The organism is Pseudoalteromonas sp. RWi3 (assembly GCF_054960735.1).
Map to the genome: position 1 here is coordinate 40,041 of NZ_JBHNYL010000005.1, position 23,325 is coordinate 63,365.

Genomic DNA, 23,325 nt, shown 5'->3' on the forward strand with positions numbered 1-23,325 from the left:
AAAACACCAAGGCTTTTACTCGTTGTTTATAATTCAAAGTTATAAGTAAACTTCATGCCTATCGTGCGCGGTGTTGTTGTGTAATGAGCGTACACACGTTGCAACTCAGGTAAAGCCTTGTTGTCACCAGTTTGCGACATACCTGCCCATGACTTATCACGACGCACAGAGGTAAACGCGTATTTGTCGAATAAGTTATCAACATAAATAGTTGCCGACCACATGTCACCAGTTAATCTTGCAGACAAGTTACTAAGCGAATAACCAGCCAGTGTTTCAGCGTCATCTCTAAGACCAACTTTAGTAATAACATCACTTTGTGCTGTCATACCATAGTTAACACTCAAAAGTTTGTCGTCCATTATATCTTGCTCATAGCGTAGGCCAAATGAGAATTGATGTTCAGGTGCGCCCGGTAATCGGTCGCCATTTACAGCGCCATTATTAATGCCAAAGAGATCAGGTGCGTCTTCAGTTAGTTCTGCTTTAGCATAAGCGTAAGTAGCATAAGCGTAAGTAGCATAAGCGGTCCAGTTATCAGCAAATATTGCGCGAGATGAAATTTCCACCCCTTTTGAGTTTGCTGAGCCAGCATTTGCAGTGATCAGTTCTTGGCCGTTGACAGTAGAGCTACCCACTTGCGCATCTTTCCAATCGACATTAAATAACGAGACTGTAGAATAACTCAAACAGCCAAATTCAATTAAAAAACGAACTCCTGTAATTAACTCTAAGCGCTTTTAAAGCATTAGGTAATGCATTTGGAACCCATAAAACAGGCTGATTTTCTTTAAAAAGAGTAATTCTACAGCCTCAACGCCGCATTAAAATGTAGGCTGTTTTTAAACCAACTAGATTTAAAGCCAAGCTCATAGTTAACTGTGGTATCAGGCTCATAATCTTCTTCATTTGGTAATGCACATACGATTTGTTGTTCTGGTAACACATCAGGACAAGGTGCTATACCATTACCGCCACCAATTCTAAAACCTTCACTAACTGTAAAATAAGCCAGCATGCCTGATTCAAATTTATAGTTAGCATTAAGCTTAAATAAATTTCCACTATCATTGGCGCTGACATTTTCCATTTCAAGTTGCTCAAGTGATGAAAAATCTCCAGAATATAGCGGTGTAGCTGAACCAGAGTTAGTTGAGATGTCATATTCGTATAAACGTGCGCCAAGCGTCACATCAAACTGATCAGTTAGGCTGTAACCTACTTCACCAAAAATGGCTTGTTCTGTGATTTCAGAGTTACTGATTACAATATACTCTAGGTCTTCTTGTACATTGGGTTTCCACCGCCCCAAAATTCAGTTAAACCCGGAGTGTATTCGCGGTCGTCTGAAAAATTCTCTTGTTTATTGTAATAAGCACCTACAATCCAATTTAGAGCGTTATCTGAATTAGATACTAAGCGCAGTTTTTGAGTAAAATTATCACGATCAGCTGTATCAAGTGTTTGACCAACAAATGCAGGGAAATCAGCGTAACCAGTCCAAATATCATAAAGTAAGTCAGTTTGGTCTCGCTGTCCTGACTGCTCGTAGCTTGACCAGCCAGAGGCAGATACCAACTCTGCAAAGCCTAAATCAGCCTTTATTTCAAGGCTTAAAAGATCATTTTCTTGTTCACCGGGCTCAAGTACGCGAGCTGCGTTTTCATAACGGCCAATAGTCCCCTTTAGGGCACTACTATCAGCTAGCGTATTGTATTGTGTTGTTGAGTTGCCACCGTGTTCTTGCTTTTGATAAAAGTAATTTAGTGTAGCATCAACGTTTTCATTTGCTTGCCAGCGAACAGATAAGCGTCCAGTAGTGATTTTCTCATCGTTTGCATCATTCACACGACGTAAGTTGTTATCAATATCATTTTGATCTGTAAAGTCGGGGTTTGGATTAGATACACCAGGTTCTTGCACTGCATATTTGTAATCGATATAACCAGGTTTATTGTAATAATTTAGACTAGCGCGAACTGCCAATACATCGTCAATTAATGGCGTATTAAAGACTGCGCCAAATTCACCACCGGTATCATCACTTTCATTGATTGAAAATATATCACCAGAAACACTGCCTTCGGTGATGTCAAGTTGAGGCTGCTTTAGTAAGTAGCGAATCGCACCACCTAGAGTACCTGCACCATATAGGGTACCTTGTGGCCCAATAAGCACTTCCATACGATCAATGTCGGTCAAGCGTAAACTAATATTTAAGGGAATCTCACCAACATAGGTTGCCACAGTGCCGCCATCTGAGCCGCGATCTGAAGAATTAGTATTTAAACCACGAACAATAATCGGTGAACCTTCTCTGCCACCTTGATCAGAAATAGTTAAACCAGGCACCCAGCGAGCAACGTCTTCAAGGTTACCAATGTTTTGATCGGCAATAACATCGCCATCTAAGGCAGTAATATTAAGTGGTGCATCTTGAATAGAACCAGAGCGCCTGGTTGCAGTTACTTCAATAGTTTCGATTTCTTTATTGGCAGTTACCTGCTGCTCAGCTGCAACAGCATGATGAGCAGTAAAAAATTGAGCGGCTATTGCACAAGCGATAATACTCGGCTTGAACTGTTTCATTTATTATCCTGTTTTTTTCTGGTTGTTGTTACTAAACAGAAAAGCATGTTAAAAAATGTAAACAAGATGATTGAAATTGGTACAGAAATTTATATTCAATTATATGCGTATATTATTCACATAAATGCATTTTTAAGTTGTTCTCCTTTGTTTTTTTGAATAAAAATATTTTTAAATATTTTTCTTGTAAATTTTATGTTTGAAAGAAAGAGGAGAGTTTTGCGTATAAACTTATGAAAATGGGCAGTTCTTACAATTGTTTTTGCAGCAGGTTCCACGCTTTAAGAAAAACCAACGACTGAATACCATGTAGCCGTTTTGCATTTCATAATCGAGATTTTCTATCAGGTTTGCGTTGCTATGGAAACGTTTAGCATAAGTCAGTTGTTCTTTTAAAGGTTGCGTGTACAAGGTAGCTAAAAACTGATTGATTTTAGCTAACGTACACTCTTTGCATAAACAACTGGTGGTTGAGTCATTAAGCGGTAAAATAGCTGGGAGTTCATTGCACCAACAGGCGTTGATGTTACCAACATTACATGTAAGCGTTGTTTGACATTGTGAACAGGCTAAAGTTGTCATTTAATATTCATTCAGTTTTTAAAATCATTATTAGAATAACAGATAAATAAACATGAACAGAGCACAAGCGTTAGCAGAATTTGCCACCCTAGGTAAAAATAAGGACCAAGCCATTGGTATTATTGTTTCAACGAACGAAGTTGAACCTATTTTATGCTACACGTTGACGCTCGAAAACGTCATTGGTGTACTTAAACGCTGCCTTGCTGGCGAAATTGACTTAGATGACCTTGAGTTGTGGGCGAATGTAATTGAAGCACGAACTGACATCGACTACAGCGCAGTGGAAGGTGTGATATACGCACTGAGTAACAGCGAGCAAATGGGCGAGCTAGATAATGATAAAGTGGCGAAGTTGGTTGAGTTATTGAAATGCTAGCCGTTAGCTTTTAGAACACATAGCGATAAAGTAAAGCCGCGTTTGATTTAACAAGCGCGGCTTTTATTTTACAGCTAAAACTGCCTGCTTTACTTGTGGTAGTTTAAGCAGGTTTCTACTTCGTTTTTAGAACCTAAAATAACAGCTACGCGTTGGTGGATAGCGTCAGGTTGAATATCCATAATACGTTCAGTACCTGTAGATGCAATACCGCCAGCTTGTTCAATTAACATCGCCATAGGGTTTGCTTCATAAAGTAAGCGCAGTTTGTTTGGTTTATTAGGATCTTTGGTGTCGGTAGGGTAGGTAAAAATTCCACCTCGACATAAAACACGGTGCACGTCACCAACCATGGCTGCAATCCAGCGCATGTTGAAATTACGCGCTCTTGGGCCTGTTTCACCAGCCATCAAGTCATTGATGTAGTTTTGCATTGCTGGCTGCCAGTGGCGTTGATTTGATGCATTGATAGCGTATTCGCTTGTCTCTTCAGGCACTTTAGCGAAGTCTTCAGTTAATAAGAATGTGCCATGAGTTTTATCTAATGTGAAAAAGCGCGTACCTTTACCGGTTGTTAGTGCAAGTACAGTTGATGGACCATAAAGCACATATCCCGCAGCAACTTGGTTTTTACCTGGTTGCATAAAAATGCGTTCATCCGCGGCGTCTGAACCTTCAGGTGCTCGCATAATTGAGAAAATAGTGCCAACTAAGGAGTTAATGTCAGTATTTGATGAACCATCTAATGGATCAAATGCCACAATGTAGCTGGCATCTGGGTTGCCTGCTACGGTGTAATCTTCTTCTTCAGAAGCGATGGCTTTAACGTAGCCTGATTCCAGTAAAATATCTTTAAGTAACTGGTTAGTTAACACATCAAGTTTCTTTTGTGTTTCACCTTGAATATTTTCATCCAGTGTTGAACCAAGCACGCCCGATAATGCACCTTGACCTACACGGAACGAAATTTCTTTGCACGCAGCTAAAATCGTTCTTATTAACGAGATTAAATCTCTCGGGCAACCGTCTTCAAGTAATACTGGGGGTAGTCTACGCATTCTATTTTCCTGATAACGTTAAAGGCCATGATAATCATAATGTGAGAGGGATCATCAAAGCTAGCGCTGAATTTCGTCTTAAATAACTGTATTTTAAAGCTGATATCCTATACTAGAACCACCTTAAAGCTTATTTAAAACGCGAATAACAAAGATAAGATTATGCAAAAAATACCATTGATACGTTACATACTCTTTACTGTGCTGATGACTATGATAACTCAAGCGCACGCAGCAATTAAGTCTATAAATGATTTTACTGCACAAATGAATCATTTTCCTGGCTATTTTTCATTCTTTTACGATACCGAAAATGGCAAAGTCTATTTAAAAGTAGATAAGCTAGAGCAGCAATTTTTACTACAACAAAGCTTACCTTACGGTGTTGGCTCGAATGATATTGGCCTCGACCGTGGTCAGTTAGGCAATACTCACTTAGTAAAGTTTGAGCGCTTTGGTGACAAAGTGATGCTCAGAGCAATCAACACGTATTACCGTGCTAATACAACAAACAAGGCTGAGAAAAAAAGTATTCAAGAGGCGTTTGCATCAAGTATTTTAGCGGGCTTTAAAGTAGTGGCACAAAGCCCGAAAGCTGTTTTAATTGATTATACCCCGTACTTACTGAGCGATGTTCACGGTGTTAGCCGCACCTTAGCTGCTCGTAAACAAGGTAGCTTTAGTCTAGATGAGAGCCGCAGTGCAGTGTATATGCCGCGTTCTAAAGCCTTTATGAAAAACACTGAGCTAGAAGCTGTGCTTACCTTTAAAGGGAGCAAGCCGGGTAAGTATATCCGCCAAGTCAGCGCAGACCCTTATGCGTTGACGGTTCATATGCACCATTCATTAATTGAACTACCTGATGATAACTACACACCTCGTAAATTTCATCCTCAATCAGGTTACTGGAGTATTGAACATAAAGATTACGCGGCGCCGTTGAGTGATTCAATGTTAGTGCGTTATATTCCACGTCACCGTCTTGCTAAAAAAGACCCTTCACTACCAATCAGTGAACCGGTAAAACCTATTACGTACTATTTAGACCCAGGTGTCCCGGAGCCTGTTAAAACCGCTTTACTTGAAGGTGGTCAATGGTGGAATGACGCTTTTGCAGCAGCAGGATACAAAAATGCATTTATTATTAAAGTATTACCAGATAACGCAGACCCGATGGATATTCGATACAACGTGATTCAATGGGTTCATCGTGCAACACGAGGTTGGTCGTATGGCAGCTCAGTGATTGACCCTCGTACAGGTGAAATTTTAAAGGGCCACGTTACATTAGGCTCATTACGTGTTCGCCAAGATATTTTAATTGCAGAAGCACTTGCAGCGCCATATATAAATGGCAATGAAGTGACTAAAGCCTTGCAAGCTATGGCGTTGGATCGTATTCGCCAACTCAGTGCTCATGAAATAGGCCATACACTAGGTATTGCCCATAATTTCTCTGCCTCAGTGGCAGACCGTTCATCGGTTATGGATTACCCTCACCCGTTATTAAGCTTTAACGATAAAGGTAAGCTAGATGTCAGTCGTGGATATGCGCATGGCATGGGTCAATGGGACACACAGGTCATTAAATATGGCTACAGTGATTTTACCGGTTTTGATGAAAGTGCGGAGCTTGCAGCTATTTTGGCGCAAAATAAAGCCAAAGGATTGGAGTTTATCTCTGATAGCGACGCCCGCCCTAAAGGTGGCGCTCACCCTACTGCTCATCTTTGGGATAATGGTGCATCACCGAGTGAAGAGTTAGCCCGTGTTCTAGAAGTACGTAAATACGCATTGGCTAATTTTGGTATCAAGAATATAAAAACAGGCACGGCTTTATCTCAACTTGAAGAAATGCTGGTGCCTTTGTATTTATTTCACCGTTACCAAGTTGAGTCGGTTGTTAAATTGATTGCCGGTGTTGATTATGACTACGAAGTACGCAGTGATGAGGCCGTAAAAGGGGCTCAAGTAGTGAGTAAATCATTACAACAGCAAGCGCTCAATGCCATGTTAAGTACATTAACAGCCGAAAATTTAATGTTACCTGAGCATATATTGGCACTGATACCACCTAAAGCATACGGTGAGTCAAAAAGCCGTGAAAGTATTGTCGGTCGTACAGGCTTAACACTCGATGCGATGGCCTTACCTGAGGTGGCTGCAAATCACAGTTTATCGTTAATGCTAAATAGTCAGCGCTTAAACCGTCTTGCGCAGCAACAAGCTCGTAGTGGTGACTTTTTTACATTTGATGAAATGCTTGCGCAAATATATGAGCACATATTTGAAAGCGCGCAGCAAACAGGCATGGCAGCTAAGATAAATCAGCGCGTGCAGTTGTTAACGGCAAAACAATTTGCAGATCTTGCTGTTAGCCATGATGTGGATCCTGAAGTGCAGGCTCAGTTGCGTTATTACTTAGTCAAGTTAAGTGATGATTATCAGCAGCGTTCGCTACTTGGCAGTGTGAGTATCGGTGAAAGTGCATTTAAGCAGTATTTATCTGAGCAAATAAAGCAATTTTTAGCATCAGGAGAGTGGCCTTCAAACTTTAAAGTTTTACCAATCCCACCTGGTTCACCCATTTAAATATAAGCGCGGGTTTATCCCGCGCACTTGAAGCATCCATGCGCGATGTCAAATCGCGCCTACCATTTCACTTGCATAAAAATGGTTTTTTGTTAACCTACTGGCCTTCCATTTTTAGTCTTTTTGAGGTGTTTATGGCGTTTTTATCTCGCTCGATATTGGCGTTATCTGTAGCACTTTCAAGTTCCTTTGCCTTTGCCCAAGCCCAATGTGAGGTTGAACTCAGCCATGGCCTTATAATTACTGATGATGTAATTCGCATTGTGGATAAAGGCCAAACTCGGGTACAAATAAATAATAACAATCAGTTATTTATTCGAGGTTATTGGATAGATTTAAGCACTGAAGAAAGCCAAGTTCTTGCGCAATTTAGTAAAGGAATTAGAGATACTGTTCCAGAGCTTGTTGAACTTGCTACTGATGGTGTGAACTTAGGTTTGAGCGCAATTGAGCAAGTTGTTGAAGGTATGTCAGACAAAGAACCTGAAGTGCTTAAAACCCAGTTACAATACGTTGAGCGCGCATTGATGGATAAATTTAAGCGTGGTGACGACTTCTTTTTTATTGCCCCACAGTCGTTGTCTAAAATCGATGATTTCTTTACTGAAGAGATCAGTAAAAAAATCCATTCTGCCGTGCACGGTTCATTAGGGGCTATCTTAGTCTCACTGGGTGATGCATTTAAATCGCGTGAAGGGAATATCGAGGATCGCATTAACGATATGGGCCAGCGAATGGATATTATCTCTAAAGAAATTGATAAATCATTACAAAAAAAAGCTCACCAATTAGAGCTTAAAGCCTCAGAATATTGTGAGTGTTTAAATTCGTTAGATATAACAGAATCGCGCTTACAAACGATTGTGCCAGATCTTGCCGATTTTGATTTAGTGCAAATAAAATCGTAATTTCTGACCTAATAAAAAAGCCCGCAAACGAGTACGGGCTTTTCAGGGAAGTTGATGATTAAGATTTAAATTTACCTGTTTGCGCTTCTAAATCATTCGTTAAACCTTTTATTAAATCAGTCGCCGCGTGAGCTTGATGAGATACATTCGCTGTTTGTGAAGCGGTATCTGAAATTGTCACAATCCGTTTGGCTGTATCTTCACCTGCATCAAGTTGTTCTTTCGCCGCGATAGCAATTTGGTGACTCATTTGCGCAATTGCACTGAGCGAAGAGGCCACGCGTTGTAATTCTTCACTGGCGTCTTTCGATTTAGCAACAGTTTGCTCACTGGTCGTAATGCTTAAGTTCACTGATGTTTTAGCATCTTGGGTGGCTGATTGTAGCTTGCCAATCATGGTGTGGATCTCTTCAGTGCTTGATTGAGTGCGCTGGGCGAGTTGTCGCACTTCATCTGCAACAACGGCAAAGCCGCGGCCTTGTTCGCCGGCACGGGCAGCTTCAATAGCTGCGTTTAAGGCGAGTAGATTTGTTTGCTCTGCAATCCCTTGAATTACACTTAGCACGTTAGCAATATTATTTACTTCATCATCAAGAACTTGGATGTTATTACCAGCGCTGTCAATTTGTTGCTCTAATAACGCAATGGTGTTCGCAGCCTCAGTGGTTAAGTGGCTGGCACTTTGGCCTTGGTTTTCAGCTTCTTGAACTGAATGCGCGGCTTGTTCTGCATGTTCTACAACAGTTTGAGCAGAAGCGGTCAGCTCTGTAATAGCGGAAGCAACCATGTGGGTTTCTTCGTTCAAGCTTCGCGTTAATTTATCAAGTTCTATCGAGCGGGATTCATTATCAACACTTTGATTTTTAAGGCTGTCAGTCACATCTTTAATACCGCCGACTACGCCTCGCAAACCCTGCTGCATATATTGCATTGCTGCGATAATACTCTCGGCTGGTGCATCGCTTCGGATGTGAGAGTCTAAATTACCTCTTGATACTTGTTTAACTATATCAATAACTTGATTTACTTCACCACCAAGTGCGTTACTTAAAGATATACCAAAGCGAGCAATCGCAATTGTCAGTACAATAGCAATGATTAATGACAGCCCAAGCAGCCAACTTGCTGTATCCCAATAACGTGCGTTGACTTCTTTGGCGCTAATACCAGTGCCAACGTACCAGCCAAAGTAAGGCGTTTTCTGTACTACAGAGGTCAAATCGACTGTTTCACCATCGCGCACTGAATCCCAGTGGTAAGTGATAATCTTATTGGTTTGGTTGCCTACAAGCGACTCTACCATTCGGCCAATACTGTTGCCGTTTGCATCTTTAAAATCATTAAAGCTAGTACCGTGAAGTTGTGGATCATGCGGCGTGGCAATAAAATTAAGTTTATCATTTACGACATAAACGTATTCAGAATCGTGGTATTTATTTTCACGTAACATTTGTGTTGCAAATTCGCGGGCTTGTTGTTCAGAGAGCTGCTGTGTTTTAGCGAGTAGCTCGAATTGTTCAACAATGTTTGTGGTGCTTTTCATGAGTTGGTTGATGCGCGCAATGTTATCGCTCTCACTCGCGTGGCGTAGTGACTGTAAGCCGAGTAACGCAATTGTATTGAGTGCTATAAACATAGCTCCTGCGAAGAGGATAATTTTCGTTCTTAATGCTAGACCCGACAGCATGGTAAGCCCCTTATTAATTTTTATGACATTAATTTTCTACCACGTTTATCGGCCAGTTGTTAGTTATAATTAACAATAACATAGGTTTTGGACGTGATATTTACTCAAGTTTCCAAAAGAGGTAAGTTTATAGCGCGATTTCAGCAGCCGTTAGTTGACGGTACTCACCGCTTTCAAGTGTGCTATCAAGCTCAATATTTGCAATTTTTTCTCTATGCAATTCAACAACTTTATTATCTACAGCAGCAAGCATACGTTTAACTTGGTGATATTTACCTTCGCTTATTGAAAGGCGCAAACTGTAGCTGGCTATTAACTCAGCAATGGCAGGGCGTGTCAGGTCTTTCTCGTTATGTAATTGTACCCCGTGACGTAACTGTTCAAGCGCTTCTTCGCTAAGTGGTTCTTGGGTTTCGACGAGGTAAGTTTTAAATTTATTGTGTTTGGGCGAAGTAATTTTATGCGACCAATCGCCATCGTTGGTGATGAGTACTAAGCCCGTAGTATCAATGTCTAATCGCCCAGCAACATGAAAATCATTCATATTAGGCTCATCCAATAAATCAAAAACGGTGGGGTGTAGCTCATCAACGTTCGCACATACATAACCTACAGGCTTATTAAGCATGAAGTAGCGTTTACCAAGATAAGTGAGGGGCTCATCATTTAGCATTACCTGATCAGCTTGCGCAATGGGATAATCAAAGGCAGTGACAATCAAATCATTGATCATTACATTTTTTTGTTTGATTTGCGCTTTTGCTTTACTACGGGGAATTTGTGCTAGGTGGCTAATAAATTTATCTAAACGGCAAGGAAATTTCATTGGGTTCCCATTTTCTGTCGGCTACAATGGCGGCGAGTATAGCCGATAGTAAGCCACCATGACAGTGTCACAGATACAAATATTAGCCGCCTACAATCAGCAATTAGAGGCTGGGAAATTACAACAGGATAGAGCGCAATTACAGGCCGTTAATGCATTACAACAACTTGCAGAAACGCTGAGCCGTAAGTCTGCGTGGTGGCATGCTAAACCACAATGCAAAGGAGTTTATTTACATGGCCCAGTGGGACGAGGAAAATCAATGCTGATGGATTTATTTTATCAGCAACTCCCTACTGAAAAAAAACAGCGATTGCACTTTCACCGCTTTATGGCACAAATACATAGTCAGTTAAATAGCCTGCAAGGAAGTAAAAATCCGCTTACGATTATTGCTAAACGGTGGGCTAAAAGCATCCGCGTATTATGTTTTGATGAGTTTTTTGTCAGCGATATTGGCGATGCGATGATTATGTCGGGATTGTTCAAAGCATTATTTTCTCAAGGGGTTGTGTTGGTTGCTACATCAAACTGTCATCCACAGCAGCTCTATTTTAATGGGTTACAACGGGCTCGATTTTTACCGTGTATTGCGCTATTGGAGCGTCATTGTAATGTGATTGATGTGGCGGGGGAGTGCGATCATCGGTTTCGCTTTGGTCGCCAATTAAATCATTTTATTTGCCCGCATGATCTACAAAAAATTATTGCTGATTTCAAAATGTTCAGTGGTAAAAAACCTATAGTGGAAAATCAAACTGTTACTATTTTAGGACGACCAGTGTGTTATTTGATGCAAAGTAATAATGCAATTATGTTTGATTTCATGGCGCTGTGTTCCGGTACGCGTAGCACTTATGATTACATTGAATTAGCGAACAGTTATTCGCGAGTATATGTAGTAAACATTCCTGTAATGGGGCAAGGGATGACATCAAAACGAATTGTGCATGGTATTGAGGATAGCTATCAGCGGGAACATCAAGCACACAACGATCATTATTTAGATGACGAAGCGCGACGGTTCATTGCGCTTGTTGATGAGTGTTACGACCGTGGCACATTATTAGTACTCAGCGCTCAAACGCATATTGAGCAGTTATATCAAGGAAAAAAACTCGCCTTTGAGTTCGCCAGAACAGCATCACGTTTAGTTGAAATGCAGTATTGGGAATAGAAAAAAGGCACGTTCTAATGAAGCGTGCCTTTGCTAACAACCTAGTAGGGATATGGTTAACGGGCATTAACCATAGGTTATGCTTTTAAAAGCTGTATTCAGCGCCTAGATAAATATAGCGTCCTTTACCACCGCCATAACCAGAGTAATAGTTACCTCGGCCATACGGGTAGAAAGCTCCTTTGTCGTTAAATACATTCTTGATGCCACCAAATACGCGTAAATCACCTTGCTCTTGCAAGCTCATGCTATAAGACGCTGATATATTATGTTTCATAAATGACCCATAGTTTTGGTACTTCAATGGCTCAGGGTTAGCGATACAGCTTTCTTCTTGAGCTGCACAACGCTCGTCATTCGCTGCCATATACTCTTGCCAATCTTCTTCTAAGCTCTGACTTGCTTTAAATGAACCAAGGAAGTTGGTGCTCCAACGTACGCGTACATCATCATTGCGCCATGTCAAAGAGAGCGTTGCTTTATCTTTGCTACTCCCATAGCCCGCATAATGGCTTGTGATATAACTGCCATCATCACTTTGATAAGTCTGTGAGTTTTCGATTACATGATTATAATCAGCTTTAACAGCAAATGATCCTACGCCATCAACATCAAACTTATATTGCGCTACTACATCATAGCCACGCGCAGTGAGTTCATCTAAGTTGTATTGGCGTTGTAAAATTTTAGTGATGTTACCTTCATCATTACGCGTTACATCATTACAAAAGACATTATCATCACCCCATGAGACATCCGAGTCATAGCACTCACGCAGAATGTTTTCGTTACTGATGGTTGAAATGGCATCAACAATCGCTATGTCATAATAGTCCACAGCCAGCCTAAAGTTATCGATAAACTCAGGTGCAAGTGTTAAACCAAACGTATAGGTATCTGCGGTTTCTTCTTTTAGTTCTTTGTTACCAGCACCCGGGGAGTAGGCATTGTTCTCATCTTCAAAGGCAAAGTCAGCATCCTCTGCAAGTAAGGCCTTAAATGCCGGCTCCTGTCGGCAACTGTCATGTCCTGGTTTAGTTGATGTGGCTGTTAGACCATCACAAATATCAGAGTAGCTATCGTAATCGCCACGTTCAGGTGACATAAGCTCTGTAATAGTTGGAGCGCGTTGTGCGCGAGCATAGTTAGCTCTAAATGCGTAACCGCTGATAGGCTCCCAAAATACACCCAGTTTATAACTGGCTACTGTGCCTACATTTTCCATACTGTAATTAGCGAGGCGTAGCGAGGTTTCAGCACTTAAGTTTTTAGCTAGCGGTGCATCTTTTAATAATGGCACGGCGAGTTCTGCAAATGCTTCATATACGTCAACTTCGCCATAAAAGTTCGGCACGTAGTTAAACGTAATGCCACCGGCTTTCATATCGTCGCTGGTTTTTAAGTCTTGTGAATCTTTACGGTATTCACCACCAAATACAGCCGAAACAGCCCCTGCTGGCAGTTCAAATAAGTCACCAGAGATATAGCCTACCATGCCGTATTGCTCTATTTCGGTATCTATAATCGGTGTCGTTCGAATCCAATCTGCCATTGCTGGTGTAATTGAACCTTCACCAAATAGGTTAATTGGAACACAGCCAGCGGCACGGGCATCTGCGTCCTTACATTGAATGGTGCCATCAGCAAGTTGTTCAGCTTGCAGTGCTTGGTTAAGTTTTACTGTATTAAGTTCGTTGTTACGCGCTTGGTGTTGCGTAAAGCGACCATAGCTTGCTGAGATATCCCAATCCCACTCGTTATTGAATAAAGTACCTTGAAGGCCTGCCCAACTACGAATGGTCTTTCTGCTGTTATCGGTGTTGATATTACCTACTTCACCAAAGCGGCGATCCCAATAAATACGATCTTTATAAGGGTTTGCATCTAAAATTTCTTGCGGTACATATGGGTTATCAAGTGGGATGTATCCCGGTCTAACATCACCAGCAGGCTCACCCGTTACAGGGTCAAAGCGAGGAACATAAGCACTTTCATATTCATCTTCAGGTGACTTATCATTAAATGAACCGCTGTCACTGTATTGAATTTGGCCATACAACATGATGTCGTCAGTTAAATCAAAATCAACCTTTATGGCTGTAGAAAAGTTATCACTTGGAACATCAAGTTTTACATACTGTCTAGAGTTTATGCCGTAAATTTCTTCGTTGCCTTTCCAGTCATCACGAAGCGTTTGGCCGTCATACCAAAACTGGGTGTCGTTGCGGCTATTCTCTAAAAATACTCCACCTAGCGTGCCATCGCTTTTGCTTACCCAATCAGCTTGGGTGATGTCACGCATACATTGCAGGCCTGATGATGTGCGCATTTGATTACACATCTCATCATCATCATAAGAATATGAATCTTCTATTTGGGCGCGTTTTCGGTCATAAAAGCTCATACCAAAATCACGATCCCAGTTTACACTGAGGTAGGCATAGCCTCTGTCATCTGCAAATGAATCACCATAATTCAAATCTAGGGTGAATTCTTTACCGCCACCATCTGTGGTTTCACCAGCACGAGCTTTAAAATCGAACCCTTCTTTTTTCGATTGGGTAATAATGTTTACAACACCTGCAACAGCATCTGCGCCATAGGTTGCCGATGCGCCACCACTGATCACCTCAACGCGTTCCACCATACCACTTGGAATAGTGTTTAAACTAACATAGTTCCCGCTGTAGCTATTTGAGACAACGCGACGGCCATCGATTAATGTTAATGTGCGGTTTGCACCCAGATCACGCAGTTGAATGGTTGATAAACCCGTTACAGATACACTCGATTGGCTGGTTGTATTACCAATGCTTTCAGTCAAAGCAGGCATATTCTCAACCAAGATATCAGCTAGGTTTGTGAGACCCGTGTCTTCAATTGCGTCTCTATCCATAGTGACAAGTGGCGTTGCAATTGAAAAACTATCTCTTTTTAGACGAGAACCTGTTACAACGATTTTTTCCGGTGCCTCAGGGGCTGCTTCGCTTATTTGCTTACTGGGTGATGTTCTCTCAATTTCTGCGGTATTTGCAATGGTATGACTTGAAAAACTTGCTGTTATAGCAAGTGCCAATGCACATTTTCTTGTTGATATGTTGCTCACAGATTTCCCTTACATTTTTTTATTTTATAAAAGCCACTGTGTTAAGCGGTTGAAGGGCAGTTCAAAGCATTTCATTAACACAGTAGCTGGTGGGCTTTATTCGTTACATGTTTTATGGAATCGTGAATCAAAGTACAATGAGAGGTGTCTCGTTTATATCCCTATTTTACATCTATTTAATATCTATTCATTTAAAAACAATATGTTGTGTTTTTATATTGCTTGATTCTTGTTTTAATATTCTTTACCTTAAACCCATATTTTTGCTTTTTGTTCAACTATAAGGTTATCCTTCTAGACTTCTGAATTAGGTGATTGCTTTCATATATGGATACTAAAAAACCGTTTTTATTAGATCAGTGTCATGTCTCTGTGCTTGAAAATAAGCTGACATATGCGGATGTTGAAATAGTTTTGCAGCCTAAATTTATCGAATTATTGTCAGTCTTAGCATCGCGTTATCCAAATGCGATAACCCGTGAAGAATTGATTGAAGAAGTATGGGATGGCAATTATTTTGTCGGTGAAAAAGCATTAACTAATGCAATTTGGCACTTACGAAAATCTTTTAAAGAGCTGGACCCAAACAATACCTACATAGAAACACTGCGAAAAACAGGCTACCGGTTAACAATAGCGCCGACCCTCATTGAAGATACACAATCTACACAAAATAAAGCGCCCTTGCTTTCAACGTTTAGGCTAGCTACAGCTGCATTAACTTTAGTTGCAGTCGTGGCTTTTTGGGCAAGCCAGCATTGGCTGTTTTCGCACAAAGAGCAGCCTCTCGTGTCGTCTACTTTTTTACTTACTGATTATATTGAAACGGTTACAACAAGCCCTGGTCGAGAGCTTTATCCAGCCGTTTCGAGTGATGAGCATTTTATGGCGTACTCTTGGCGTCGGCCTGGTAAGCCAACAAATTTATATTTGCGCGATTTATTTTCGCCAGAGCAGGCGGTGAAATCGCTTACAAATACAGATTACGTGGAGGGCAGAACCGTTTTTAGCCCTGACTTACAGCGTCTTTATTATTATCGACGCATCGCAGCAAGTACGTGTGAGGTTGTAGAGCATATTATCGCAACAGGCGAGATTTCGGTGTTGGCATCTTGTCCTGCGAGCAGCGCCACCGATCTTGATGTAAATTATTCGGGAACTGAGCTGGTTTTTATTAGTGAGCAAGTGAGTAAAGGGCGCGTTAGAACAGAACTTAATATTCTTAATTTAACCTCAGATAAAAAAAATATAAAAAAGATTCCGTGTTTGGGAGAATGCCATTTCATTGACGAATCAGTGATTTTCTCCCCCGATGCAAAACAGCTTGTTGTCTCACGCAATTTCCCCACTGGGAATGAAAATCTATTCTTAGTGGATATTGCAACCGGCAATGCACACGAACTAACTAATGGCTTTTTGGATATTCGTGGTATGGATTGGCATCCATTTAAAGATCAATTAGTGTTTTCAGCGGTAAAGCAAGATGAGCGTCGAGGTTACCTTTATAACTTTGATACTCAGATGGTCACTGATATGAAAGTAAAAGGTCTTAGCTATCCTGAATTCACCGCGCAAGGAGATTTGTATTTTCATCAATGGCATATTGATTCAGCTCTTATGCGTATAGAAGTAAATGACTCAATAGTGAGTTCGCCTTTTCCTGTTTTATCAACGCATTTTAATATGCGCTATGCCGATTATAATGAGGCGCAAAATAAAATAGCGTTTATTTCAAATGAGTCAGGGGACACCGAATTATGGGTTGCTAACCCAGATGGCACAAATCGAGCTCAGTTAAGTCACCTAAAAGCCAGTGTATATAGCCCAGTGTGGTCTTTTGATGGTCGTTATATTGCCTATATAGCAAATATTGAAGACAAGAGTGAGCTATTTATTTATGACTTCCAAAAACAATTAAATAGTAAACCTTTGCAAAGTGGTTTTGATAGTTATGGTAAGCCTGCATGGTCAGCTGATAATCAAAGCGTGCTGGTATCTAACAATGGGTATATTTATCGTCTGAATATTCAGGGGGAAAACTTAGGCAAAATAATAGAGCAACCCGCTAATTATGCTATTGAAACGGCTAAGCAAGATCTTATTTTTGCCAATCCAAAAGCAACGCAGTTATGGATAAAACATCACGATACAGGTGAAGAAAAGGTGTTAATTGAGTCGATCAATTTATCTAACCGCGTTGGTTGGCATTATGCCCAAGGAACAGATAGCAAACCCGATAGAGTGTTTTATTTTAATGTTAATCAGGGGGATTACCGACTAAGTGCTTATAACTTACAAACTAAACAGCACCATGATGTGATGCGCTTGCCTGAGCGGGCATTTAGTCGCTCATCAGGTTTAACTTATGTTTCGCAGCTAGATTGGTTGATTTACACATCATACAAGTCACCTCAAATAGATATTAAGCGCATTAAAGCTGAGTACCTACCATAAGTGAATAAACCTTTTAGTGCCTAGGTAATTTCTTAATTTTTATCAAACTATCGCATTAGCATTTACGGTAAGTTTCGCTACTGTTTTCGTAAACATTAACGCTTAAACTATATGATTCCATACAATAAGTACGTAAACAATTAAGTAAGCTTTCACTTAAGCGCTGTTTGTCTTCTGTACTTCTACCAGCCATTATGTAGGCCGCTATATAAATAAAGCCATCTTTACCTTCGCCTAGCTGATAGTGCTGATATGCAATGGCGCGAGTTTTAATTGTCGAAAGCTCAAACAAACCACTTTCAAACGTGGTCTGGTGTACTTTATTTACTAAGACTTGAGGTAATAGAGGTAAATCTTCAGAATGTTCAATCACTATATGAGGCATTGCAAATTCCTTAAAAGCGGTAAATAAATACACAGGTTTGAAATTGATTAAAAGCGCCGTCGTTAAAATGCATAAGCATCACTCATCATTAACTATAGTGGCAACCTTATGGGTTCCAAATAAAACGGCAATAGACTTATTAAACAGTGTTTGTTTTTTTCATCATAATGCCGCTCGTTGTCGAAGAATATTTCAGTTATTATTGAAACATAGCAATTACAAAAATGTAACCGTAGAGCACACAGTTTAGGTGTTAATGTTGCAGCATTTGAATTTAAGGAATGGTATGAAATCATTAAAAGTAATTAGTCTAGTGGGGTTGTTAGCTTTACAAGTTGGGTGCTCAGACGATGCTGCATCTGTAAGTTTAGGGCTATTTACAACGAAAGATATCAAAGTAGTTTCTCAACAAGACCCGTTGGTCACCGGGGTGACATGCCATATTAGTCATATTGAAGCGAATTTAGATTTTTCAGATCCATCGGATATGTCTATTGCATGTCGCCAAACCGGTCCTATTACAGCTGAGCAGTTAGCTGACATTGACCGAAGCAAGTCAGGCGAAGTTGTTTTTAAATCATCAAAAAGTATTTTATTTAAATCTTTAAAAGTACGTCGAATTTATGATGCACAAACACGGTCGTTATTATATCTCTCATATTCAACTAAAGAATCGACTGGGAGTCATCATCACGCTTTATCGACTGTGCCGCTTTATAATACTCAGGCATGGCAATGGGCAAGTACCCAACAATAAAATTAAGAGTTGATTATGTTAGCTTTATTTAAATCTAAGCCGTTGTTAGACGCACAAGAACAACAATGGTTAATCGATACATTTGTGTGGGCTGTTGAGCATTTTGACAGCGAGTTTTTTATCAATAAAACACAGTTAGTGTTACCGAATCATCAATTTTTTCCTGATCCAGTATCCAGTATTGAAGAAATGGCTAGCAAAGTATTTCAGCGAGTTGTGGATTATGCGGGTATGCAAGCGTGGCCAATCCAGCTTGTTGGGCCTACGCAGCTTCAGCCACAAGTGTTCCCCCATTTTGAGTTTACTGACACGCTACGCTCATCAAACAGCTCCCTCATAGTTGCACCGCCGCATTTAATTAATGTCTCGTTTAATCCAAACCAAATAAATCAACCGCAGGATTTGGTAGCGAGCTTTGCTGGCACATTAGCAACGATCATGATTCACCATGTTGGTGTTTTGCCTCCTGGCGGGAAAGAGTTTTTACCACAGGCTAGTGATGCGCTTGCATGCTTTTTAGGGTTTGGTGTGATGATGAGTAACACTGTTTATCAGTTTAAAGGTGGCTGCGGGTCGTGCTATAACCCTTACGCGAACAGGCAGGCTGCATTAACTGAGTCGCAAACTTTGTTTATGCACGCTTTAATATGTCACTTTAAAGGCCACCACGACACTAAAAAGCATCTCAAACCACATTTGCGTAGCCAATTCAAGAAAGCGCAAAAAGAGATAAAAGCACTATTAAATGAAACTGCAAACCCGCTTTTACTAGCGCTCGACGAAAAAAAGGCCGGATAAAGATTTGAATTATTTAGATGAATTTATCCTCATAGCGTTGGCACACTTTTTTGCAGTAGCAAGTCCAGGTCCCGATTTTGCAATTGTGCTTAAACAAAGTATTCAACATGGTCGGCGTAATGCGCTATGGACTAGCTTTGGTGTTGGCTTAGCGATTTTACTTCATGTGGGTTATTGCTTATTGGGGGTTGCGGTTTTGTTAGCTCAATCACCTACGGTATTTATGGCGTTAAAGTACTTAGCAGGCGCTTATTTAGCATATATAGGATTTCAAGCGCTGCGTAGCGCTAAGCCCTCAGTAAATTCGGGCGAAGAGGTACCTCAAACCCAAAGTGAGGAGTCACTCTGGGTTGCGTTTCGGCGTGGCTTTTTAACGAATGCACTTAACCCTAAAGCAACATTATTCTTTATGTCGTTATTTACTTTGGTGATCAGTCAAACAACACCGCTGTTAGTGCAAGCAGGTTATGGTGTGTATATGGCTGTGGCAACGTGGGTTTGGTTTTCGTTTTTATCATTAGTGTTATCAAAGCCTGTAGTTAGAGGCTTTTTTCAAAAGAGTGGTTATTGGTTCGACCGTGGTATAGGCGTGGTTTTAATCGCATTAGCATTACGTGTGGTTTTGTAGGAGTAAACAAGCATGGCACTTTATAATTTTTCGTTTGGCTCAAATATGTCGTCAAATCGTTTATTAGCACGTCTTCCTGAAGTTAAACGAGTAGGGACGGCACGTTTAATAGGGTATGAGTTAACGTTTGATATGGTCAGCCTGGATGGGTCTGGTAAATGCAGTGTAAGAAAAAGCACCGCTCAAGACGCACAAGTGTATGGGGTGGTATACCAAGTAACTGCTGATGAAAAAGAGATTCTCGATGTGATTGAAGGACCGCGTTACGATTGTGTTGATGTTGAAGTTATTTTACTTGATGGCAAAAAAATAGCCGCACATTGTTATATTGCAAATACCACAGATGCAACAATTCTACCTTATGACTGGTACATAGAGCACGTTCATCGCGGTGCGCTTGAAGCCGGGCTACCAAATGAGTACAGTGAAAACATAAAATCTCGGCCCACTCGCCAAGATAGCGATAAAGTACGTGCAGCTGTTGAGTTTGCCGTACATCAACAATAAAAAAATACGCCAAGGAATGTTATGAAATTAACAAAACTCGCTATTGCAGCCTCGTTATTCACGGGCTTTGCATTTAACAGCCACGCAGAAATAAACACCACGGAGCTTAATCACGTAATCGAAAACTCTATGGCACGTTTTGATGTCCCTGGGATGGCTGTCGCTGTTGTTGAAAATGATAAAGTCGTATTTGCTAAGGGCTTTGGTGTAAGCCATTTAGATACAGGAAAAAAAGTAAATAAAAACACCTTATTTGGTATTGCATCAAATACAAAGGCATTTACTGCCGCGGCGTTAGCCAAGCTGGTTGATGAAGACAAAATCAGCTGGGATGACAAAGTGATTGATCATCTACCTGAATTTCGTTTATACGATTCATATGTCACCCGAGAGATGACTATCCGTGATTTATTAAGCCACCGCAGTGGTTTAGGTTTAGGTCAAGGCGATTTGATGATCTGGCCTGATACTGATAAATCAGTAGAAGAAATCTTAGCAGGTTTAAAGTATTTAAAGCCGGCGAGTAGTTTTCGCAGTAAATACGCCTATAACAACTTAATGTTTGTTACCGCTGGCGAAGTCGTTGCCCGTGTTTCTGGTATGAGCTGGAACGACTACATTGAAAAAAACATATTACAGCCGTTAAAAATGAAAAACTCACGCGCTGGTTTTTCACGTATCCCAAGTAGCAATAAAAACTGGGCGACGGGTCACATACCTATGGATGGCAAATTAAATCCATTTTTTGTTAATTACTTAGAAGACTTTCGTGGTGCAGGAGCAATTGCATCAAGTGTCAGTGATATGAGTCAGTGGCTTCGTACGCAACTTGCTGGTGGCAAAATGCCAAATGGTGAGCAACTTTTTAGTGAAAAACAACAAGCGCAAATGTGGCACCCGCATATTACCTCTATGGCATCAAAAAAAGCGTATGAAGCGTATCACCAGCAGTTTAGAGGATACGGCTTAGGTTGGAGTATTGAAGACTTCCATGGGGTAAAAAAGCTTGCTCTCGGTGGCGGAATTTTAGGTATGGTATCGCAGGTAACATTGGTACCCGAGAAGAATTTAGGTATTGTCATCTTGAGCAATCAGCAAGCATTTAGTGCACTCTCTGCGATTACTTACGAAGTGCTAGAGGATGCATTTGACCTTGAAGATAAAGACTGGGTTGAAGATTTAGCGAAAAAGCACTTTGAAGGTAAGCAAAAAGCGTACGCCAATGCCAAGCCGGAAGCACCTGCAGATTACCAGCCACAACTACCAAATATCAGCTACACAGGCACTTTAAGTGATGATTGGTATGGTGATGTAATCATTGAAGAGTTAAACGGTAAGCTACGTATTGATTTTACCCATACTAAGCGTTTAAAAGGCCAGCTTGAGCATTACACAGGTAATACTTTTATTGTTAAGTGGGATGAAAAACTGTTGGAAGCAGATGCATTTATAACGTTTGAGATGAGTACGACAAACCGCGTTAAGCAGGCAAAAATGCGTGCAGTCTCAACGACAGTTACTGATTTTAGCTTTGATTTTAGAAACCTAAATTTACAAGCCCAAAACTAATAAGTAGAACACATAAACCAAAGTCGCAAAGCCACCTTAGGGTGGCTTTGTTATAGTTACCTCAGCTAAATTATTAGGAGCTTTGTATGCGTACTGCAATTATCTCTCATCCACACTGTCGTAAACATAAAATGATAGCGGATCATCCAGAGTGTCCTGAGCGTTTGGATGCAATTGCAGATCGTCTACTTGCAAGTGGATTGGATATTGCCGTAGAGCAAAAACAAGCGCCAAAAGCATCAAGAGATCATTATTTACTTGTGCATGATGAGTCTCTTATTAAGCATGTTGAAAATACTTTGCCTGATGAAGGACTTGCCTCATTAGATGGTGATACTTGGTTATGTCCTGATTCTTTAAAAGCAGTTGAACGAGCGGTAGGAGCTGGCCTGATGGCGGTAGATGAAGTACTTGCTGATAACTTAGATGCGGCTTTTTGTTCTGTCAGACCACCTGGACATCATGCAACACGTTCTGCATCGAGCGGGTTCTGCGTGTATAACAATTTAGCAATTGCGGTTAGGTATGCGCAAAGCAAAGGCGTTAAACGCATTGCTATTGTTGATTTTGATGTGCATCACGGTAACGGCACGCAAGATATTTTTATGGACGATGAAAACGTTCTTTTTTGCTCTTTGTTTCAATATCCCTTTTATCCCAATACTGCCATTGAAAATAATGCCACGTTAGTCAATTCTCCACTGCCAATTGCCAGTGATGGTAATGATTTAAAAGCACTTTATGATCAGCAATGGTTGCCTAAACTGTCAGCTTTTAAACCTGAGCTTATTTTTATTAGTGCAGGCTTTGATGCGCACCTTGAAGATGACATGGCAAGTCTAAAATTTGTCGAGGATGATTATGTTTGGCTAACAGAGCAGCTAGCCTCATTAAGCAAAACACTTAATTGTAAAGGGATTATCTCTTATCTTGAAGGCGGATATGCTTTATCGGCATTAGGACGCAGCGCTGTAGCGCACGTTAAAGCACTAGTCGATAGCTAATAAATCAAATGCCTGAGCCGGTGTTAAGTGGTCTATTTTAGCTAAGCAACATTGCCCTTCTTTTGCTAAATACTCTTTAACCAATGTGGCTAATTCGCTGGATGATAACGCTTGTGAGGGAGTGTTATTTAGTTTCTTATAGCCTGTTTTTTTATCTAATAAAATCACCTCTTCTTGCTGGTCTTTACTTATCCCATACAGTAAATTTTCGAGATCGCTAGGCTGTTCTATAATGTCAATTTCTTGGTTATAAATCAGTATTAAGGGGTGGAAGTGACTCATTTATTGTCCTAAATCAAGTTGTTTTTACTGAGGCTAT

Annotated in this window: 20 protein-coding genes and 1 pseudogene; 11 read left to right on the forward strand and 10 right to left on the reverse strand. The window is 40.7% G+C overall.

Translation table 11 applies throughout. The features are described 5' to 3' along the window. Positions 1 to 26: 26 nt before the first annotated feature. The 4 genes and pseudogenes from ACFI4Z_RS08845 to ACFI4Z_RS08860 all read right to left on the reverse strand — a co-directional run. Positions 27 to 668: pseudogene (locus tag ACFI4Z_RS08845) on the reverse strand (TonB-dependent receptor domain-containing protein); the annotation flags it as partial. A gap of 137 nt (positions 669 to 805) precedes the next feature. Beyond that, positions 806 to 1,312, reverse strand: a complete 507-nt coding sequence (locus ACFI4Z_RS08850) for a TonB-dependent receptor domain-containing protein (protein WP_462670267.1) — start codon at positions 1,310 to 1,312, stop codon at positions 806 to 808. Further along, on the reverse strand, positions 1,276 to 2,589 hold the full coding sequence (locus ACFI4Z_RS08855; RefSeq protein WP_462670268.1) for a TonB-dependent receptor plug domain-containing protein: 1,314 nt from the start codon (positions 2,587 to 2,589) through the stop codon (positions 1,276 to 1,278). Before ACFI4Z_RS08855 ends, ACFI4Z_RS08850 begins: the two co-directional genes overlap by 37 nt. Before the next feature lie 231 nt (positions 2,590 to 2,820). After that, positions 2,821 to 3,171 carry a DUF5522 domain-containing protein gene (locus ACFI4Z_RS08860; RefSeq protein ID WP_462670269.1) on the reverse strand — a complete coding sequence of 117 codons (351 nt, stop codon included), beginning with the start codon at positions 3,169 to 3,171 and terminating at the stop codon, positions 2,821 to 2,823. Between the two features lie 52 nt (positions 3,172 to 3,223). Between ACFI4Z_RS08860 and ACFI4Z_RS08865 the strand changes: the two genes are divergently transcribed. Then, on the forward strand, positions 3,224 to 3,550 hold the full coding sequence (locus ACFI4Z_RS08865; RefSeq protein WP_462670270.1) for a hypothetical protein: 327 nt from the start codon (positions 3,224 to 3,226) through the stop codon (positions 3,548 to 3,550). An 89-nt stretch (positions 3,551 to 3,639) separates the two neighbouring features. Here ACFI4Z_RS08865 and ACFI4Z_RS08870 read toward each other — a convergent pair whose 3' ends face one another. Continuing rightward, positions 3,640 to 4,608, reverse strand: a complete 969-nt coding sequence (locus ACFI4Z_RS08870; protein WP_394192572.1) for a class 1 fructose-bisphosphatase — start codon at positions 4,606 to 4,608, stop codon at positions 3,640 to 3,642. A 162-nt stretch (positions 4,609 to 4,770) separates the two neighbouring features. On the opposite strand from ACFI4Z_RS08870, the gene ACFI4Z_RS08875 reads away from it, so the two are divergent. Together ACFI4Z_RS08875 and ACFI4Z_RS08880 are read left to right on the forward strand one after the other, a co-directional pair. Then, positions 4,771 to 7,200 (forward strand): zinc-dependent metalloprotease, encoded by a 2,430-nt coding sequence (locus ACFI4Z_RS08875; protein WP_462670271.1) that lies wholly within the window; start codon positions 4,771 to 4,773, stop codon positions 7,198 to 7,200. 134 nt (positions 7,201 to 7,334) lie between these two features. Beyond that, entirely contained in the window at positions 7,335 to 8,108 is a 774-nt protein-coding gene (locus tag ACFI4Z_RS08880; protein ID WP_099294796.1) for a YggN family protein, read from the forward strand. Positions 8,109 to 8,166: 58 nt separating this feature from the next. Here the strand turns inward: ACFI4Z_RS08880 and ACFI4Z_RS08885 are convergent, their stop codons facing one another. Beyond that, the gene (locus tag ACFI4Z_RS08885) at positions 8,167 to 9,795 is read right to left on the reverse strand and encodes a methyl-accepting chemotaxis protein (RefSeq protein ID WP_462670272.1); all 1,629 of its coding nucleotides are present in this window, start codon (positions 9,793 to 9,795) and stop codon (positions 8,167 to 8,169) included. Positions 9,796 to 9,922: 127 nt separating this feature from the next. Further along, positions 9,923 to 10,621 (reverse strand): 16S rRNA pseudouridine(516) synthase RsuA, encoded by a 699-nt coding sequence (rsuA, locus tag ACFI4Z_RS08890; protein WP_462670273.1) that lies wholly within the window; start codon positions 10,619 to 10,621, stop codon positions 9,923 to 9,925. Positions 10,622 to 10,679: 58 nt separating this feature from the next. Here rsuA and zapE point away from each other — a divergent pair, with 58 nt between their 5' ends. Beyond that, positions 10,680 to 11,798, forward strand: a complete 1,119-nt coding sequence (zapE, locus tag ACFI4Z_RS08895) for a cell division protein ZapE (RefSeq protein WP_462670274.1) — start codon at positions 10,680 to 10,682, stop codon at positions 11,796 to 11,798. 85 nt (positions 11,799 to 11,883) lie between these two features. On the opposite strand, the gene ACFI4Z_RS08900 is transcribed toward zapE, so the two are convergent. Then, on the reverse strand, positions 11,884 to 14,904 hold the full coding sequence (locus ACFI4Z_RS08900) for a TonB-dependent receptor domain-containing protein (RefSeq protein WP_462670275.1): 3,021 nt from the start codon (positions 14,902 to 14,904) through the stop codon (positions 11,884 to 11,886). Between the two features lie 327 nt (positions 14,905 to 15,231). Between ACFI4Z_RS08900 and ACFI4Z_RS08905 the strand changes: the two genes are divergently transcribed. Then, a complete protein-coding gene (locus tag ACFI4Z_RS08905; protein WP_462670276.1) occupies positions 15,232 to 17,358 on the forward strand; it encodes a winged helix-turn-helix domain-containing protein in 2,127 nt (708 codons plus the stop codon). A 55-nt stretch (positions 17,359 to 17,413) separates the two neighbouring features. On the opposite strand, the gene ACFI4Z_RS08910 is transcribed toward ACFI4Z_RS08905, so the two are convergent. After that, positions 17,414 to 17,743 (reverse strand): 5-carboxymethyl-2-hydroxymuconate Delta-isomerase, encoded by a 330-nt coding sequence (locus ACFI4Z_RS08910; RefSeq protein WP_462670277.1) that lies wholly within the window; start codon positions 17,741 to 17,743, stop codon positions 17,414 to 17,416. A gap of 286 nt (positions 17,744 to 18,029) precedes the next feature. Here ACFI4Z_RS08910 and ACFI4Z_RS08915 point away from each other — a divergent pair, with 286 nt between their 5' ends. From ACFI4Z_RS08915 to ACFI4Z_RS08940, 6 genes are all read left to right on the forward strand, one after another. Further along, positions 18,030 to 18,500, forward strand: a complete 471-nt coding sequence (locus ACFI4Z_RS08915) for a CreA family protein (RefSeq protein WP_462670278.1) — start codon at positions 18,030 to 18,032, stop codon at positions 18,498 to 18,500. 15 nt (positions 18,501 to 18,515) lie between these two features. After that, positions 18,516 to 19,298, forward strand: a complete 783-nt coding sequence (locus ACFI4Z_RS08920; RefSeq protein ID WP_462670279.1) for a hypothetical protein — start codon at positions 18,516 to 18,518, stop codon at positions 19,296 to 19,298. Positions 19,299 to 19,302: 4 nt separating this feature from the next. After that, complete coding sequence (locus ACFI4Z_RS08925; RefSeq protein ID WP_462670280.1) at positions 19,303 to 19,926, forward strand: LysE family translocator; 624 nt, start codon at positions 19,303 to 19,305, stop codon at positions 19,924 to 19,926. A gap of 12 nt (positions 19,927 to 19,938) precedes the next feature. Beyond that, complete coding sequence (locus ACFI4Z_RS08930; RefSeq protein ID WP_462670281.1) at positions 19,939 to 20,433, forward strand: gamma-glutamylcyclotransferase family protein; 495 nt, start codon at positions 19,939 to 19,941, stop codon at positions 20,431 to 20,433. A gap of 21 nt (positions 20,434 to 20,454) precedes the next feature. After that, entirely contained in the window at positions 20,455 to 22,002 is a 1,548-nt protein-coding gene (locus tag ACFI4Z_RS08935; RefSeq protein ID WP_462670282.1) for a serine hydrolase, read from the forward strand. Between the two features lie 86 nt (positions 22,003 to 22,088). Next, on the forward strand, positions 22,089 to 23,006 hold the full coding sequence (locus ACFI4Z_RS08940) for a histone deacetylase family protein (RefSeq protein WP_462670283.1): 918 nt from the start codon (positions 22,089 to 22,091) through the stop codon (positions 23,004 to 23,006). Here ACFI4Z_RS08940 and ACFI4Z_RS08945 read toward each other — a convergent pair. Beyond that, positions 22,992 to 23,288: a DUF4144 family protein gene (locus ACFI4Z_RS08945; RefSeq protein ID WP_462670284.1), complete on the reverse strand. Its 297-nt coding sequence runs from the start codon at positions 23,286 to 23,288 to the stop codon at positions 22,992 to 22,994. The genes ACFI4Z_RS08940 and ACFI4Z_RS08945 overlap by 15 nt on opposite strands. Between the last annotated feature and the right edge of the window lie 37 nt (positions 23,289 to 23,325).

Excerpts from the sequence above, each read along its gene's own strand:
- ACFI4Z_RS08855 (WP_462670268.1), bottom strand. The coding sequence starts at position 2,589 with ATGAAACAGTTCAAGCCGAGTATTATCGCTTGTGCAATAGCCGCTCAA.
- ACFI4Z_RS08860 (WP_462670269.1), bottom strand. The coding sequence starts at position 3,171 with ATGACAACTTTAGCCTGTTCACAATGTCAAACAACGCTTACATGTAAT.
- ACFI4Z_RS08865 (WP_462670270.1), top strand. The coding sequence starts at position 3,224 with ATGAACAGAGCACAAGCGTTAGCAGAATTTGCCACCCTAGGTAAAAAT.
- ACFI4Z_RS08870 (WP_394192572.1), bottom strand. The coding sequence starts at position 4,608 with ATGCGTAGACTACCCCCAGTATTACTTGAAGACGGTTGCCCGAGAGAT.
- ACFI4Z_RS08875 (WP_462670271.1), top strand. The coding sequence starts at position 4,771 with ATGCAAAAAATACCATTGATACGTTACATACTCTTTACTGTGCTGATG.
- ACFI4Z_RS08880 (WP_099294796.1), top strand. The coding sequence starts at position 7,335 with ATGGCGTTTTTATCTCGCTCGATATTGGCGTTATCTGTAGCACTTTCA.
- ACFI4Z_RS08885 (WP_462670272.1), bottom strand. The coding sequence starts at position 9,795 with ATGCTGTCGGGTCTAGCATTAAGAACGAAAATTATCCTCTTCGCAGGA.
- rsuA (WP_462670273.1), bottom strand. The coding sequence starts at position 10,621 with ATGAAATTTCCTTGCCGTTTAGATAAATTTATTAGCCACCTAGCACAA.
- zapE (WP_462670274.1), top strand. The coding sequence starts at position 10,680 with ATGACAGTGTCACAGATACAAATATTAGCCGCCTACAATCAGCAATTA.
- ACFI4Z_RS08905 (WP_462670276.1), top strand. The coding sequence starts at position 15,232 with ATGGATACTAAAAAACCGTTTTTATTAGATCAGTGTCATGTCTCTGTG.
- ACFI4Z_RS08910 (WP_462670277.1), bottom strand. The coding sequence starts at position 17,743 with ATGCCTCATATAGTGATTGAACATTCTGAAGATTTACCTCTATTACCT.
- ACFI4Z_RS08915 (WP_462670278.1), top strand. The coding sequence starts at position 18,030 with ATGAAATCATTAAAAGTAATTAGTCTAGTGGGGTTGTTAGCTTTACAA.
- ACFI4Z_RS08920 (WP_462670279.1), top strand. The coding sequence starts at position 18,516 with ATGTTAGCTTTATTTAAATCTAAGCCGTTGTTAGACGCACAAGAACAA.
- ACFI4Z_RS08930 (WP_462670281.1), top strand. The coding sequence starts at position 19,939 with ATGGCACTTTATAATTTTTCGTTTGGCTCAAATATGTCGTCAAATCGT.
- ACFI4Z_RS08935 (WP_462670282.1), top strand. The coding sequence starts at position 20,455 with ATGAAATTAACAAAACTCGCTATTGCAGCCTCGTTATTCACGGGCTTT.
- ACFI4Z_RS08940 (WP_462670283.1), top strand. The coding sequence starts at position 22,089 with ATGCGTACTGCAATTATCTCTCATCCACACTGTCGTAAACATAAAATG.
- ACFI4Z_RS08945 (WP_462670284.1), bottom strand. The coding sequence starts at position 23,288 with ATGAGTCACTTCCACCCCTTAATACTGATTTATAACCAAGAAATTGAC.